This is a genomic window from Amycolatopsis sp. NPDC004169 (assembly GCF_040610315.1).
Lineage (GTDB): Bacteria > Actinomycetota > Actinomycetes > Mycobacteriales > Pseudonocardiaceae > Amycolatopsis.
The window spans coordinates 1-14065 of the sequence record NZ_JBEXMD010000033.1 but is presented as its reverse complement, the minus strand read 5'-3'; the positions used below and the strand labels follow the sequence as shown (position 1 = coordinate 14065).

At 73.0% G+C, this 14065-nt stretch carries 17 protein-coding genes and 1 pseudogene; 10 read left to right on the top strand and 8 right to left on the bottom strand.

Features of this window, described 5'->3' with window-relative positions:
- Position 1: 1 nt before the first annotated feature.
- Positions 2–709 (bottom strand): metalloregulator ArsR/SmtB family transcription factor, encoded by a 708-nt coding sequence (locus ABZX11_RS33990; protein WP_354920827.1) that lies wholly within the window; start codon positions 707–709, stop codon positions 2–4.
- A gap of 110 nt (positions 710–819) precedes the next feature.
- On the opposite strand from ABZX11_RS33990, the gene ABZX11_RS33985 reads away from it, so the two are divergent.
- Positions 820–1995, top strand: coding sequence for an MFS transporter (locus ABZX11_RS33985; protein ID WP_354920824.1), 1176 nt, complete (start codon positions 820–822; stop codon positions 1993–1995).
- Positions 1996–2222: 227 nt separating this feature from the next.
- Here ABZX11_RS33985 and ABZX11_RS33980 read toward each other — a convergent pair whose 3' ends face one another.
- The 3 genes from ABZX11_RS33980 to ABZX11_RS33970 all read right to left on the bottom strand — a co-directional run bounded on the left by ABZX11_RS33980 (position 2223) and on the right by ABZX11_RS33970 (position 3651).
- Entirely contained in the window at positions 2223–2558 is a 336-nt protein-coding gene (locus ABZX11_RS33980) for a lycopene cyclase domain-containing protein (RefSeq protein ID WP_354920821.1), read from the bottom strand.
- Between the two features lie 191 nt (positions 2559–2749).
- Positions 2750–3118: a hypothetical protein gene (locus ABZX11_RS33975; RefSeq protein ID WP_354920818.1), complete on the bottom strand. Its 369-nt coding sequence runs from the start codon at positions 3116–3118 to the stop codon at positions 2750–2752.
- Positions 3115–3651 (bottom strand): MarR family transcriptional regulator, encoded by a 537-nt coding sequence (locus ABZX11_RS33970; RefSeq protein WP_354920815.1) that lies wholly within the window; start codon positions 3649–3651, stop codon positions 3115–3117. The genes ABZX11_RS33975 and ABZX11_RS33970 overlap by 4 nt, the downstream gene beginning before the upstream one ends.
- A 165-nt stretch (positions 3652–3816) precedes the next feature.
- Here ABZX11_RS33970 and ABZX11_RS33965 point away from each other — a divergent pair, with 165 nt between their 5' ends.
- The 9 genes and pseudogenes from ABZX11_RS33965 to ABZX11_RS33925 all read left to right on the top strand — a co-directional run.
- Positions 3817–5832, top strand: coding sequence for a phosphocholine-specific phospholipase C (locus ABZX11_RS33965; protein WP_354920812.1), 2016 nt, complete (start codon positions 3817–3819; stop codon positions 5830–5832).
- 143 nt (positions 5833–5975) lie between these two features.
- On the top strand, positions 5976–6272 hold the full coding sequence (locus ABZX11_RS33960; protein ID WP_176170248.1) for a DUF1540 domain-containing protein: 297 nt from the start codon (positions 5976–5978) through the stop codon (positions 6270–6272).
- 150 nt (positions 6273–6422) lie between these two features.
- Positions 6423–6992 carry an XRE family transcriptional regulator gene (locus ABZX11_RS33955; RefSeq protein ID WP_354920809.1) on the top strand — a complete coding sequence of 190 codons (570 nt, stop codon included), beginning with the start codon at positions 6423–6425 and terminating at the stop codon, positions 6990–6992.
- A gap of 52 nt (positions 6993–7044) precedes the next feature.
- Entirely contained in the window at positions 7045–8211 is a 1167-nt protein-coding gene (locus tag ABZX11_RS33950) for an FAD-dependent oxidoreductase (protein ID WP_354920806.1), read from the top strand.
- Positions 8208–8471 carry a (2Fe-2S)-binding protein gene (locus ABZX11_RS33945; protein ID WP_354920803.1) on the top strand — a complete coding sequence of 88 codons (264 nt, stop codon included), beginning with the start codon at positions 8208–8210 and terminating at the stop codon, positions 8469–8471. The genes ABZX11_RS33950 and ABZX11_RS33945 overlap by 4 nt, the downstream gene beginning before the upstream one ends.
- The gene (locus tag ABZX11_RS33940) at positions 8468–9751 is read left to right on the top strand and encodes an NAD(P)/FAD-dependent oxidoreductase (protein ID WP_354920800.1); all 1284 of its coding nucleotides are present in this window, start codon (positions 8468–8470) and stop codon (positions 9749–9751) included. The genes ABZX11_RS33945 and ABZX11_RS33940 overlap by 4 nt, the downstream gene beginning before the upstream one ends.
- Positions 9748–10659: a dihydrodipicolinate synthase family protein gene (locus ABZX11_RS33935; protein ID WP_354920797.1), complete on the top strand. Its 912-nt coding sequence runs from the start codon at positions 9748–9750 to the stop codon at positions 10657–10659. The genes ABZX11_RS33940 and ABZX11_RS33935 overlap by 4 nt, the downstream gene beginning before the upstream one ends.
- Positions 10660–11661: a proline racemase family protein gene (locus ABZX11_RS33930; protein ID WP_354920794.1), complete on the top strand. Its 1002-nt coding sequence runs from the start codon at positions 10660–10662 to the stop codon at positions 11659–11661.
- A gap of 98 nt (positions 11662–11759) precedes the next feature.
- A pseudogene (locus ABZX11_RS33925) lies at positions 11760–11984 on the top strand (integrase core domain-containing protein); the annotation flags it as partial.
- On the opposite strand, the gene ABZX11_RS33920 reads toward ABZX11_RS33925, so the two are convergent.
- From ABZX11_RS33920 to ABZX11_RS33905, 4 genes are all read right to left on the bottom strand, one after another.
- On the bottom strand, positions 11981–12334 hold the full coding sequence (locus ABZX11_RS33920) for a VOC family protein (protein WP_176170241.1): 354 nt from the start codon (positions 12332–12334) through the stop codon (positions 11981–11983). The pseudogene ABZX11_RS33925 and the gene ABZX11_RS33920 overlap by 4 nt on opposite strands.
- Positions 12335–12408: 74 nt before the next feature.
- On the bottom strand, positions 12409–13791 hold the full coding sequence (locus tag ABZX11_RS33915; RefSeq protein WP_354920791.1) for a family 2B encapsulin nanocompartment shell protein: 1383 nt from the start codon (positions 13789–13791) through the stop codon (positions 12409–12411).
- A complete protein-coding gene (locus tag ABZX11_RS33910; RefSeq protein ID WP_354920788.1) occupies positions 13788–13964 on the bottom strand; it encodes a hypothetical protein in 177 nt (58 codons plus the stop codon). The genes ABZX11_RS33915 and ABZX11_RS33910 overlap by 4 nt, the downstream gene beginning before the upstream one ends.
- Positions 13964–14065: hypothetical protein (locus tag ABZX11_RS33905; protein ID WP_354921071.1), on the bottom strand; the 102-nt coding region annotated here is incomplete at its 5' end. The genes ABZX11_RS33905 and ABZX11_RS33910, both read right to left, overlap by 1 nt.

Sequence of the window (14065 nt, the reverse complement as noted above, 5' to 3'; positions counted from 1 at the left end):
GTCAGAACCCGGGAAGCAGGCTGCCGAACCGGCGGCGGCCGCGTGGGGTGATCAGCAGTTCGCGGTCCTCCTGGCCCCGGCGGACCAGCCCGTCGGCGAGGAACGCCGCCAGCACTTCGTGGCCGAGGACGCCGCCGAGGTGGGGAACGCGGTGGGTGCGGTCCAGGCACGCGGTCGCCGGCCGGCGCCGTCCCGGTGTCACCTCCGCCGGTGAGACGCCGAGGTCCCGGAACGCCGAGAGGTCGTCGCCCAGGGCGACCTCGGGGGCGGACCCGTCCGGCGGCCGGAGCGCCCCGCGCGAGACGAGCAGGGCGAACACCGCCACGCCGAGCCGTCCGGCCGCGTGGTCGTAGCACGTGTGCGCGAGGTCCGCGGCCGACTCGGCGCGGTCCGGCGGGGTGATGCCGTCCTTGCCGGCGTAGTGGGCGAGGGCCGTGAGCACGCCGAGGAGGTCTTCGCGGCCGACGCGGTACACGGCGTGCCGTCCGGTGTGTTCGACCGTCACCAGCCCGGCCGTCCGGAGCCGGGCCAGGTGGTTGCCCAGCCGGGGTGCGGTGACGCCGAGCGCGTCGGCCAGCTGCACCATCGTGTGCGGGCCCTCGGCGGCCAGCACCTGCAGGGCCGTGAGCCGCACCGGATCGGCCAGTTCGCGCGTCAGCTCGACGATCGCACCCTGGACGGCGTTGCCCGCGTCGACCAGTCCGCCCATCCCGTTCCTTCCGTCGCGCGCGAGCCTAACACGCTTCACGAGAACGTGAATGATGTTTGCACGAGCCGCGGCCGGGAAATACCCTTCACGTCATCGTGAAGGGTGGATGCATGCGAAGTCTGCTGTGGGGCCGCGGGGTTTCCGCCCTCGGCGACGGCCTCTGGTTCACGATCTGGGCGCTCTACCTCACCCGGATCGCCGGGCTGCCGCCGGTCACGGTGGGCGTCGGGCTGGCCGTGGCGAGCGCGGCAGGCATGGCCGCCGCGGTACCGCTGGGCGCGTTCGCCGACCGGGCGGGTGCGCGGCCGGTACTGGTCACCCTCACCCTGGTGCGGGCCGCCGCGATGGCCGGCTACCTCGCCGTGGACGGCACCTGGTCGTTCCTGGCCGTGACGGTGCCCTTCACCGCACTGGCGACCGGGAGCACCGCGGTCCGGACGGCGCTGATCACCGGGCTGGTCACCGAACCCGCCGAGCGCGTCCGCGCGCTGGCGCAGCAGCGGGTGGCCCAGCACGTCGGGTACGCCGTCGGTGCCGGGCTGGGCGCACTGGTGCTCACCGCCGACGCCCGGTGGGCCTACACGCTGGCCATCGCCGGCAACGCCGTGAGCTTCCTGGTGCTGGCCGGCGCGACCCTGCTGGTGCCCGCACCCGCACCGGCTCCGCGGGCGACGACCCGTGTGGTGCTCAAGGACCGGCCGTTCCTCTGCGTCACCGCAGCCACGGCCGTCCTTTCGCTGTGCTGGGCCATGTTGTCGGCCGGCCTGCCGCTGTGGCTGTCCGGCCGGACGCACCTGCCGCTGGGCCTCGGTGGCGTCGTGGTGGTGATCAGCTCGGTGGGCATCGCGGTGTTCCAGGTGCCGTTCTCCCGGTTCGCGCGCACGGCAAGCCAGGCCGCGCGGACGGCCGTGGTGTCCGGAGTGGTGCTCGCGGGCAGCTGCGTGCTGCTCGCCACGACGTCCGGCGGCGCGGGGGTGGTCGCGACCGGTGTGGTGGTGCTGGCCGCGCTGCTGCACGTCGTCGGGGAACTGGGGTACGTGGCCGCCAACTGGGGACTGTCGGTGCGGTTGATGCGCGAAGAGGCCAAGGGGGCTTACCAAGGGGCGACCGAGGCGGCCACGGCCACCGTGCAGATGGTCGGGCCAGGCGTGTTCACCCTCGCGGTCGGCGGGCTCGGCGGCCCGGGGTGGCTGCTGGTCGCGGTCGTGTTCCTCGCGGCCGTCGCGCCCGTGCCGGCGTTGACCCGCTGGGCGGTCCGGACACGCGAGCTCGCGGCCGTCCACTGAGCGACGCACGTCACCCTCCCGGCCCGGAACACCAGCGGCGGCAGGACGTTGTACAGAGTGTCGGTACGGCGGTGCCCCCGGGCCTCACCCCTTGCCTTCACGGAATACCGGTCACGCTGGAGCCGTGTTGAGCCTTCCGCCGCGAGGCGGCCCCCGTACCGGCCCAAAACTCCCGTCTCCGCTCGCAGGTCGACCCCCCTCGGACCTCCGCTGAGCGGAGGCGGGCCTCATTCCCTTCCGCGGCGCCACCGCCGCAGCAGCCGCCCGGTCAGGCCGACTCCTTCGTACGTCAGGACACCGCACACCGGGATGACGACGAAGAAGAGGACCTCCTCCAACGGAATCCCGAATGGCGCACGCAAGCCGCTGACGAACGCCGCGTCGAAGTGCCAGACACCGCCTGCGATGGCGAAGGCATCCCAGACGAGGAACAGCGCCGCCACCGGCAGAACCGCGCGGGCGAGCCGGCCCGGCCTGCGGTACACCCGCGCGCCCGCCAGTTCGATCGGCAGCGTCACCAGCACGCACGCGCCGAGGACGGCCAGGTACTCCCAGCGGCCCACTCAGCGCATCCCCGCGGAACGCAACGCCCATCCGGCCATGCCGGGATTCTGCCCGGCCCGGCCGGTTCCCGCAGCCGGACCTCCGGCCCCGGGTTTGCCGGGCCCGGCCCCGGGTACACCGGTCCCGGCGGTGCCCGCCCGGTGTTCGAGCTCAGCCCGTGGTCTCCACAACCCCCGGGCGCCCGGGCGGGTCACCGCTGCACGGCCGCCATCAGCGGGTGCCAGCGCGTCGCGTCGAAGATCAGGGTGATGGCTTCGATCTTCCCGTCGCGCAGCCGGAAGTGCTCGGCGGTGTGCTGCACGCCGACCGGCGTCGCGGTGTGGACGTCGTAGACGAGCGTGGCCTCGGTGTCGCCGTAGAGCTCGCTGACCAGCTCCACACCGGTGACGATCCCGACGAACCCGGCCAGCCCGTCGAGGTGGCCGCGGGCGTCGGCGGATTCGAGCAGCGGGCTGCGGAAGGTGAACGTGTCCGCCAGCTGCGCGGCCGTGGCGGTCACGTCGCCGTCGAAGCGGGCGCGGTGGTAGGCCTGCACGGTTTCCCGGGTCTGCGTGGTCATCGGTCCTCCAGGTGGCGGGTGAGGTGGTACTGGTTTTCGGCCAGCCGCAGGCACAGGTGCCGCAGCTGGGCCGTCTCCGCGGCGGTGAAGCCGCGGAAGAGCGCGGCCATGGCCAGCTGGGACGGCCGGCGGAACTCCGTCAGCCACGTGCGGCCGTCCTCGGTGATCCGGACCTGCACCGACCGCCGGTCACGGGCGTCGGGGACGCGCTCGGCGAGCCCGGCGCGTTCCAGGGTGTCGACGAGGCCGGTCACGTTCCGCGAGCTCACCCCGGCGGACGCGGCGAGGTCCTTGATGTTCGCGCTGCCGGCGGCGAGCCGGATCAGGATGTCGAGGGCGCCGGGGCTGAGGCCGCGGTTGCCGGTGCCCTGCGAGCGCAGCCCCTCGAGGCTCCGCGCGGCCGTGCGGACGGCGGCGGCGGCCTCGAGCGGGCCGGTGTCTTCACCGAGGGTGAAATCGGCCAGTGCGCTGCGGACGTCGGGGGAGTAGAGCCGGTCGTCCGGGTCGCGGGCCAGATTGGGTACGTCGTTCATAGTGAAGCCATACATTAGTACGTGCTTCCGTATCTCTGTCAACGGCTTGTCCGCTCGCAGGCGTTAACCAGGCTTTCGCCCGCCGTTAGCCTCGCTCCCGGGACAGGTTCGCTCTTCGCCGCCCATACTGACCCGGCTCGCCACCACGACACCCCCGGAGTCCCCATGACGGACGTCAACCGACGACGTTTTCTGCAGCTCGCCGGCGGTACCGCCGCCCTTTCCGCGCTGTCCACCAGCATCGCCCGCGCGGCGGAGATCCCCGCGTACCACCGGACGGGGACGTTGCGGGACGTCGAGCACATCGTGGTGCTGATGCAGGAGAACCGGTCGTTCGACCACTACTTCGGCACGCTGCGCGGGGTCCGCGGCTTCGGTGACCCGCGGCCGGCCACCCTGGCCGGCGGCAAGTCCGTCTGGGCGCAGTCCGACGGCAAGCGCGACATCCTGCCCTTCCGCCCCGAAGCGGACAACCTGGGCCTGCAGTTCATCCAGGACCTGCCGCACGGCTGGAACGACACGCACGCGGCGTGGAACGGCGGCAAGTACGACAAGTGGGTGCCCGCCAAGGGCTCGACCACCATGGCGTACCTGACCCGCGAGGACATCCCCTTCCACTACGCCCTCGCCGACTCGTTCACCATCTGCGACGCCTACCACTGCTCGTTCATGGGCTCGACCGACCCGAACCGCTACTACATGTGGACCGGGTACACGGGCAACGACGGCCAGGGCGGCGGCCCGGTCCTCGGCAACGACGAGAAGGGCTACTCCTGGACGACCTACCCCGAGCGGCTCGAGCGGGCCGGGGTGTCCTGGAAGATCTACCAGGACGTCGGCGACGGGCTCGACGCCGACGGCGGCTGGGGCTGGATCGAAGACGCCTACCGCGGCAACTACGGCGACAACTCGCTGCTGTACTTCGACTCCTACCGCAACGCCAAGCCCGGCGACGCCCTGTACGAGAAGGCCCGCACCGGCACGAACGCCAAGGCGGGCGAGGGCTACTTCGACCGGCTGCGCGCCGACGTCAAGGCCGGGAAGCTGCCGCAGGTCTCCTGGATCACCGCGCCGGAGGCGTTCTGCGAGCACCCGAACTGGCCGGTGAACTACGGTGCCTGGTACATCGCGCAGGTGCTCGACGCGCTCACCGCGAACCCGGACGTGTGGAGCAAGACCGCGCTGCTGATCACCTACGACGAGAACGACGGCTTCTTCGACCACGTCCTCCCGCCCTACGCGACCGCCGGTCAATCCACTGTGGACACCGCGGGGGAGATCTTCGCGGGGTCGGCGTCGCACCCGGCCGGCCCGTACGGGCTCGGCCAGCGCGTTCCGATGATCGTCGTGTCGCCGTGGAGCAAGGGTGGTTACGTCTGCTCGGAGACGTTCGACCACACGTCGATCATCCGGTTCATCGAACGGCGTTTCGGCGTGCACGAGCCGAACATCACGCCCTGGCGCCGCTCGGTCTGCGGCGACCTGACCTCGGCGTTCGACTTCGCCCGGACCGACGCGCGGGTGCCCGCCCTGCCGGACACCGCGGGCTACGAGCCGCCGGACCGCGTGCGGCACCCGGACTACGTGCCCGCCGTGCCGGCCAAGGCCGTGCTGCCCAAGCAGGAACCGGGGCTGCGGCCGGCGCGGGCGCTGCCCTACGACCTGGCGGTCGACGCGCACGCCGGCTCCGCGCTGGAGGTGACGTTCGTGAACCAGGGCCGGGCGGGCGCGACGTTCCACGTCACCTCGCCCGGGGCCGACCCGCGGACCTACACCGCGGGCGCCGGGACTTCGCTCGCCGCCACGCTGCCCGCCACCGGCGGTTACGACTACACCGTGCAGGGGCCGAACGGGTTCGTCCGGCAGTTCCGCGGCGGCCTGGCCGGGCCCGAGGTGAGCGCGCGCCCGGAGGGGCGGAGCGGGAACCTCGCCCTGGTCCTGACCAACAGTGGCCCGACCCCGGTGCGGCTCACGCTGACCGACGCGTACGGCCGCCGGTCGGTGTCGCGGCTGCTGCGGCCGGGTGCGCGGGTGGTCGAGGTGGTGGACACGCGGCGCAGCGGCAGCTGGTACGACGTCACGATCGTTTCGGACCGCGACCCGCGGTTCCTGCGCCGCCTGGCGGGCCACGTCGAGACGGGACGGCCGAGCACGAGCGACCCGAACACGCTCACGCACTGAGGGGTTCGCCCGGTCGGGGGCCTTTGTCACCCGGCCGGGCGGGTCCGGTCACCCGGGCGTGGCCGCCTGGCGTTGCGGGGTCCGGTTCCGGGTGGGAGCGTCGGGAAACCGACTGTTTTCCCACCACGGAACCAGGAGAGCGGATGACCACCACCGAGATGCCCGCCGTGCACGAGTGCACGGTCAGCGGCTGTTCCTACAACCACGACGGCTGCCACGCCTTCGCCATCACGGTCGGCGGCGGCAACGGGTCGGCGGACTGCGGAACGTTCGTCCCGCTGAACACGAAAGGCGGCCTGGACCGCGTCGTGGCCCAGGTCGGCGCGTGTTCCCGGACGGACTGCCGGCACAACTCGTCGCTGGAGTGCGCGGCGGAGAGCATCCGCGTCGGCCCCGGCGACGGCGGCCACGCGGCCAACTGCCTGACGTACGCGAGGTAGGGGCTCTCCTGCGGTGGCCCGTTCCCGGCGGGGAGGCCGGGGATGGGCCATTCGTGACATCATGGCGCCTGGTTCGATCGGCAAACCGAACGAAGGGCGCCACTGGTGGACGCTTTACCGAACGATGACGGCGGCCCGTCGATTCGCGACATGCTCGCCGTCAACCTCCGCGCCGCCCGGGCCGCGCGCGGGCTGTCGCTGTCGGAGCTGTCCCGGCGGTCCGGCATCGGGAAGGCGACGCTGTCACAGCTGGAAGGCGGCACCGGGAACCCGACCATCGAGACCGTCTTCAGCCTGTCCCGCGTCCTCGAAGTGGCCATCTCCGACCTGCTCGACCACCGGCCGCGCGGGGGACTGACCGTCGTGCGGGCCGCCGAGGTCGAGGTGCTCCGCGGCGAGGGCGTCGACCTGCGGCCGCTGCGGCGGATCGAGGCCGACAACAGCGTCTTCGAGGTCTACGACCAGGCCGTCCGCGGGGACGCGCCGCAGCGCTCGCAGGGCCACGTCGGCGTCGAGCACACCGTCGTGCAGACCGGGCGGCTGCGGGTCGAGGTCGCCGGGCGGACCGTCGACCTCGGGCCCGGCGACTACGTCGCCTTCGACGCCCGTGAGCCGCACAGCTACACCGCGCCGGACGGCCCGGTGCACTCGGTGCTCCTGCTGCAGTACCGCGCGGACGAACGCCTCGACGGCCGTCCGCACCCCGTCCTGACGGATTGACACCCGGCGTCATCGACACCTATCGTTCGCTATACCGAACGCTGGAGGGTCGATGAACCGAACGCGGGTGGTGGTGATCGGGGCCGGGATCGTCGGCGCCGCCTGTGCGCGGGAGCTCGCTCTCGCCGGGTTCGACGTCCTGGTCCTCGACCGCGGCCGGCCCGCGGGTGGCACCACGTCGCACGGCGAAGGCAACCTCCTGGTCTCCGACAAGGGCCCGGGCGCCGAGCTCACGCTCGCGCGGCTGTCCGCCCGGCTGTGGCCGCAGGTGCTCGGGGAGATCGCCGTCGACGACCCGCGCGCGGCCGCCGCGGCGGAGTTCGACCCGAAGGGCGGCATCGTCGTGGCCACCACGGAAGCCGGCGCCGGCGCGCTCCTCGCGTTCGCCGAGGCCCAAGCCGAGGCGGGCGTCCGCACCGAGCGCCTCGACGCGGACGCCGTCGCGGCGGCCGAACCCGCACTCACCCGCGAAGTGACCGCCGCTGTCCGCTACCCGGAGGACGCCCAGGTGCAGCCGGCCGGCGCCGCGCTCGCCCTGCTGGGCTCGGCGCTGCGCCACGGTGCCCGGCTGCGCACCGAAGCCGAGGTCACCGGCGCCCGGGTCCGGGACGGGCGGATCACCGGCGTCCGGGTGGCAGGCGACCTGGTCGAAGCGGACGTGGTCGTGAACGCGGCGGGCCCGTGGGCGGGGCTCGTGTCGGCCCGGCTCGGCGCCCCGATCGCGGTCCGCCCCCGGCGTGGCGAGGTCCTGGTGACCACGCCGATGCCGGGCGTGGTGCGGCACAAGGTCTACGACGCGGACTACGTCGGCGCGGTCGGCACCGGCAGCGGCGAGCTGCAGACGTCGGCGGTGGTCGAGTCGACCCGGGGCGGCACGGTGCTGATCGGCTCGTCCCGCCGCCGCGTGGGCTTCGACGACACGATCCGCCCGGACGTGCTGGGCGCGATCGCGGCCAAGGCGGTCCGGCTCTTCCCGGCACTGGCCGACGCGGCGGTGATGCGCGCGTACGGCGGCTTCCGGCCCTACGTCGACGACCACCTGCCGGTGCTCGGCGAGGACCCGAGGCTGGGAAACCTCTGGCACGCAACAGGTCACGAAGGGGCGGGGATCGGGCTGAGCGTGGGGACGGCGAGGCTGCTGCGCGAGCTGCTGACCGGCGACGAACCCTCGATGCCGGTGGCGGAGTTCACCGTGGACCGGCCGGCGGTGCCGGCGTGAGCGAGCCGATCGCGATCACCGTCGACGGCGAGACCGTCACCGGACTCGCCGGGCAGACCGTTGCCGGGGTCCTGCTCGCCGCCGGCCGGCTCTCCTGGCGCCGCACCCGGTCCGGGGCGCCGCGCGGGGTCTTCTGCGGGATCGGTGCCTGCTTCGACTGCCTGCTCACCGTCAACGGCGTCGCCGACGTTCGCGCCTGCCGCCGCCGCGCCGCCGACGGCGACGAGATCCGGACCCAGTCGCGGGAGGAGAGCGCGTGACGCACGTCGTCATCGTCGGTGCCGGACCCGCCGGGCTCGCGGCCGCCGAACACGCGCTCGCCGCCGGGGCCGACGTCACCCTCCTTGACCAGGCGGACGTGCCGGGCGGGCAGTACCACCGGGGCGCCTCGCACCGGTTCGAAGCGCTATTGAGCCGGTGCACGTGGTGGCCGGAAAGCACCGTCTGGGCGTTGGAGGGCAAGCGGGTCCACGTCCTGCGCGGCCCGGCCGACGGGACGAACCGCCGCCGTCACACCCTCGAGCCCGACGCGCTGGTCCTGGCCACCGGTGCGCACGACCGCGTCCTGCCCTTCCCCGGCTGGCAGCTGCCCGGCGTCTTCACCGCGGGCGCCGCCCGGGCCCTGGCCAAGGGCGAGCGGGTCGCCGTGGGGCAGCGCGTGCTCGTCGCCGGGGCGGGGCCGTTCCTGCTGCCGGTCTCCGCGTCCCTGTTGGACATCGGCGCCGGCGTGCGCGCGGTGCTGGAGGCGAACCCGGTCCGGACCGTCCTCAGTGGATGGTCGTGGCGGGCGGCCGCGCACGTCGGCAAGCTGAACGAACTGGTCCACTACGCCGGCAAGCTGGCTCGCCACCGCGTGCCGTACCTCCTCGGCCGCGCGGTGGTCGAAGCCCGCGGTGACGACCGGGTCCGCGAAGCCGTCACCGCTCGCGTCCGCGCGGACTGGTCGGTCGTCCCCGGCACCGAACGCACCTACCGGGTCGACGCGCTCTGCGTCGGGCACGGCTTCGCGGGGCAACCCGAGCTGGCCGTCGCGGCCGGCTGCGTCCTCGACGGCGGGTTCGTCCGGGTCGGTCTCGACCAGCGCACCAGCGTGCCCGGGGTGTTCGCCGCAGGGGAGATCACCGGCATCGGCGGTGCGGCCGCCGCCGCGGCCGAAGGCGCGATCGCCGGGTGGGCCGCCGCCGGGCGGACGCCGGGCCGCGCCCTGCTCGAGCGGCGCGACCACGCCCGTGCTTTCGCCCGCCGGCTGGCGGCCGCCCACCCGATCGGTGCGGCGTGGCCCGGCTGGCTGCGCGAGGACACCGTCGTCTGCCGCTGCGAGGAAACCACCTACGGCGACCTGAAAGGCGCCGCCGCGGACCCGGCCACCCCGGGCCCGCACGCGCTCAAGCTCGGCACCCGCGCCGGGCTCGGCCCCTGCCAGGGCCGGATGTGCGGGGCTGCGGTCGCCGAACTGTGCGGCGGCGCCGAGCGGCACCACCGTCCGATCGCCCAGCCGATCCGGCTGGGCGAACTCGCCGAGCCGAAGGAGAACCCATGAGCACTCGCGACCTCGGGGGTGTGGTCGTCGCCGCCGCGCTGCCCTACCGGGCCGACGACGCCGCGCCCGCCGGGCTGGCCGTCGACTACGACGCCTACGCCGAACACTGCCGGTGGCTGGTCGAAAACGGCTGCCGCGGCGTCGGCCCGAACGGCTCGCTCGGCGAGTACTCCTCGCTCACCGACGACGAGCGCCGCCGCGTCGCCCGCACCGCGATCGAAGCGGTCGGGACGGACGGGATCGTCGTCGTCGGCGTCCACGGACCCGGCGCGCACCAGGCGCGGTACTGGGCCGAGGCCGCGGCCGAGGACGGCGCGCACGGCGTGCTCTGCCTGCCGCCGACGCTCTACCGCGCCAACCGCGGCGAGGTGCTGGCGCACTTCGAAGCGGTGGCCTCGGTGGGACTGCCGGTGATGGTCTACAACAACCCGTTCGACACCAAGGTCGACCTCACCCCGGACCTGCTGGCCGAGATCGCGCAGATCGACAACGTCGTGGCGGTCAAGGAGTTCTCCGGCGACGTCCGCCGCGTGCTGGAGATCCGCGAGCGCGCGCCCGGGCTGGCGGTGATCTCCGGCGCCGACGACGTCGTGCTGGAAAGCCTGCTGATGGGTGCGACCGGCTGGTTCGCCGGGTTCCCGAACGTGTTCCCGGCCGAGTCGGCGCGGCTGTTCGAGCTCGCCACGGCGGGGAAGCTCGAGGAGGCCAGGGCGCTCTACGAGCCGCTGGTGGCCGCGTTCCGCTGGGACTCGCGCACCGAGTTCGTCCAGGCCATCAAGCTCGGGATGGACATGGTGGGCCGTCGCGGCGGGCCGTGCCGCCCGCCGCGCGGGCCGCTGTCGGACGTCCACCGCGAGCAGGTCCGGGCCGACATGGGCCGTGCGCTCGCGGCGCTGGGGGTGGCGTAGATGCGGGCCTCGCGCGCGATCACGGCGGTCGATTCGCACACCGAGGGCATGCCGACCCGGGTGGTGACCGGCGGCGTGGCCCCGATCCCGGGCGCCACGATGGCCGAGCGCCGCCGCTACTTCATGGCGCACCTGGACCACCTGCGGCAGTTCCTGATGAACGAGCCGCGCGGTCATTCGGCGATGAGCGGCGCGATCCTGCAGCCGCCGTGCCGCGAGGACGCGGACTGGGGAGTGGTGTACATCGAGGTGTCCGGCTGCCTGCCGATGTGCGGCCACGGCACGATCGGCGTGGCGACGGTGCTGGTGGAGACCGGCATGGTCGAGGTGACCGAACCGACGACGGTGGTGCGCCTGGACACCCCGGCCGGGCTGGTGCACGCCGAGGTCACGGTCTCGGGCGGGCGGGCCACCCGGGTCAAGCTGCGCAACGTCGCTTCCTTCCTGGCCGAGCGCGACGCCGAGGTCTCCGTGCCCGGCCTGGGCCCGGTCCGCTACGACCTGGCCTACGGCGGGAACTTCTACGCCATCCTGGAGCTGGCCTCGGTGGGCATCCCGTTCGACCGGGCGGAGAAGGACCGGATCCTGACCGCCGGCCTGGCGATCATGGGCGCGATCAACGAGCAGCGCCCGCCGAAGCACCCGGAGGACCCGCTGATCGGCGGCTGCAAGCACGTCCAGTTCCTGGCCCCGGGCTCCGACGCCCGGGCGTCGCAGAACGCGATGGCGATCCACCCGGGCTGGTTCGACCGCTCACCGTGCGGCACCGGAACGTCCGCCAGGATGGCCCAGCTGCACGCCCGCGGCGAGCTGCCGTTGCACACACCGTTCGAGAACGCGTCGTTCATCGGCACGACGTTCACGGGGTCGCTCGTGGCGGAGACGACGGTGGGCGACGTCCCGGCGGTGGTACCGGAGTTTTCCGGCCGGGCGTGGATCACGGGGACGGCAACGTACCTGCTCGACCCGGACGACCCGTTCCCGGCCGGGTTCGTGCTCTAGGTGTTCTGTTCGGGGAGATTGCGATCGTGGTGACACGTGATCGGATGATCTTGGTGTAAGGGAGGGCCTCCGGGGGCCTCAACCCTCCACGGTGCCCCGGATCCTGCTGCCGCTCCCACCTCTGGCGTGACACGCTGAGCGAAGCAGGCATCACCCCAAAACGCACCCGGCCTTACCGGCCGCAGACCAATGGCAAGGTAGAGCGGTTCAACCGCACCCTGCTCGACGAATGGGCCTACACCCACCCCTACCGCGGCCACACCGCGCTCGCAGGCCACCCACCCGCCAGCCGCATCCCCAACCTCACAGGTCAGTACATCTAGGCGGGCTGCCAGAGTTCGATGCGGTGCCCCTCTGGGTCGGTGACCCAGCCGAAGCGGCCGACGCCGGCCATGTCCTGGACGTCGTCGGACACGTCGGCTCCGCGGGCTCGGAGCTGGGCGAGCATTGCGTCGAGGTCGCGGACCCGGAAGTTCAGCATGGTCTGCTGGCTCCGCGAGCCGAAGTAGTCCGTCTCGGCCTCGAACGGCGCGAAGACGGTCGGGCCGGGTTGCTGCTGCCAGAGGCCGTGTTCGTCGGTTTCGAGGCCGAGGCAGTCGCGGTACCAGGCGGCGAGCGCCGCGGGGTCCGCCGCGCGGATGAAGTACCCGCCGATTCCGAGCACACGTTCCATGCGGCGATCCTGCCAGCCGGGTCGCCGACGGGGCGGGTGACACGCGGGTCGCCTGCCCGGCCGGCGGTCCGGAGTCAGTGGCCGATCTGGACGTCGTCGAGGATGCCGAGGGCGTCGGGGACGAGGACGGCGGCGGAGTGGTAGGCGCTGACGAGGTAGGAGGTGATGGCTTGGTCGTTGGTGCCCATGTGTCGGACGTTGAGTCCGGGTTGGTATTCGTCGGGCAGTGACTTCGGTCGGAGGGCGATGACGCCGGCGTCGTCTTCGCCGGTGCGCATGGCCAGGATCGAGGTGGTGCCCGCGGGACTGATGGGGATTTTGTCGCTGGGCAGGATCGGTACTCCGCGCCAGGTGGTGACGCGTTTGCCGTCGACGAGGGTGGTGTCGGGGTAGATGCGCCGGGCGGTGCATTCCCGGCCGAACGCCGCGATGGCTTGGGGGTGGGCGAGGAAGAAGCGGGTCTTGCGGCGCCGGCAGAGCAGGTCGTCGAGGTCGAGCGGCGTCGGCGGCCCGGTCCGGGTGGGGATCCGTTGTTTGAGGTCGGCGTTGTGCAGGAGCCCGAAGTCGGTGTTGTTGATCAGTTCGTGTTCTTGTCGTTCGCGGAGGGCTTCGACGGTGAGCCGGAGTTGTTGTTCGAGCTGGTTCATCGGCTGGTTGTAAAGATCGGTCACCCGGTTGTGAACCCGCAGAAGGGTCTGGGCGACGGCCAGGTCGTATTCGCGGGGTGCGGGGTCGTAGTCGACGTAGGTGCCGGGCAGCAGGGGTTCGCCGTCGTGGCCGGCGGCGAGGTCGATGGCGGCTTCGCCTTTGTGGTTTTGGGGTTTGCGGGGCCGGGCCAGCGCCTCGGCCACGTGGGTGCGCAGGGGTTCGGAGCGGCCGTTGAGGCGGGCGTAGGCGGTGGCGGGCAGGACGAGGGCGGTGACGCGGGTGGCGGCGCGGGCGGTGTAGGTCCAGGTGCCGGGGTGGGGGCCGAGGAGTTCTTCGCCGAAGTGGTCGCCGTCGGTGGTGGTGCCGAGGTGGAGGTCGTCGCCGTAGGGGCCGGCGCGGTGGCGGGTGATTTTGCCGTGGGCGATGAGGAACAGGGTGTCCAGTGGGGTGCCGGCGGTGAACAGGGTGGCGCCGGGTTCGTATTCGCGTTGCTCGAAGGCTTCGGCCAGCGCCCCCAGCGCTGCTTCGTCGCCGAAGTCGCGCAATATCGCCAGTTCGGTGAGTTCGGCGGGGATGACGTGGACGCGGGTGCCGGTGGTGTAGAAGGAGAGTTTGCCGTCGCCGAGGGTGTAGGTGAGGCGGCGGTTGACGCGGTAGGAGCCGGCGGGGACGTCGATCCAGGGCAGCTGGGTGAGCAGCCAGCGGGTGGTGATGCCGCGCATTTGCGGCGGGGTTTTGGTGGTGGTGCTCAGCGTCCGTGCGGCGCGGACGCTGAGCGAGAGCTGCACCGACTCCTCGGTGACGGTCACGGGGTCACCCGCCGCTCAGGTTCGGGTGGGCGGGCGTCGCCGGTGCGCGGGACGATCCGGGCGGCGGTGGTGCCGAGCCCGGTCGGCCCGAAGGCCGAGGCGGGCAAGGCGGGCGGGCGGCCGGGTGCGTCGGGTGCGTCGGGGGTGCGCGGCGGGGTGGTGGGCTCGGGCATCATCCCTCCCGTCCGAGTTCGGCGCCTTCGAGCACGGCGAGGGCGTCGGGGACGAGGACGGCGGCGGAGTAGTAGGCGGAGACGAGGTAGGAGATGAGGGC

Coding starts and splice junctions, on each gene's coding strand:
- ABZX11_RS33990 (WP_354920827.1), bottom strand. CDS start 709: ATGGGCGGACTGGTCGACGCGGGCAACGCCGTCCAGGGTGCGATCGTC.
- ABZX11_RS33985 (WP_354920824.1), top strand. CDS start 820: ATGCGAAGTCTGCTGTGGGGCCGCGGGGTTTCCGCCCTCGGCGACGGC.
- ABZX11_RS33975 (WP_354920818.1), bottom strand. CDS start 3,118: ATGACCACGCAGACCCGGGAAACCGTGCAGGCCTACCACCGCGCCCGC.
- ABZX11_RS33970 (WP_354920815.1), bottom strand. CDS start 3,651: ATGAACGACGTACCCAATCTGGCCCGCGACCCGGACGACCGGCTCTAC.
- ABZX11_RS33965 (WP_354920812.1), top strand. CDS start 3,817: ATGACGGACGTCAACCGACGACGTTTTCTGCAGCTCGCCGGCGGTACC.
- ABZX11_RS33960 (WP_176170248.1), top strand. CDS start 5,976: ATGACCACCACCGAGATGCCCGCCGTGCACGAGTGCACGGTCAGCGGC.
- ABZX11_RS33955 (WP_354920809.1), top strand. CDS start 6,423: ATGCTCGCCGTCAACCTCCGCGCCGCCCGGGCCGCGCGCGGGCTGTCG.
- ABZX11_RS33950 (WP_354920806.1), top strand. CDS start 7,045: ATGAACCGAACGCGGGTGGTGGTGATCGGGGCCGGGATCGTCGGCGCC.
- ABZX11_RS33935 (WP_354920797.1), top strand. CDS start 9,748: ATGAGCACTCGCGACCTCGGGGGTGTGGTCGTCGCCGCCGCGCTGCCC.
- ABZX11_RS33930 (WP_354920794.1), top strand. CDS start 10,660: ATGCGGGCCTCGCGCGCGATCACGGCGGTCGATTCGCACACCGAGGGC.
- ABZX11_RS33920 (WP_176170241.1), bottom strand. CDS start 12,334: ATGGAACGTGTGCTCGGAATCGGCGGGTACTTCATCCGCGCGGCGGAC.
- ABZX11_RS33910 (WP_354920788.1), bottom strand. CDS start 13,964: ATGCCCGAGCCCACCACCCCGCCGCGCACCCCCGACGCACCCGACGCA.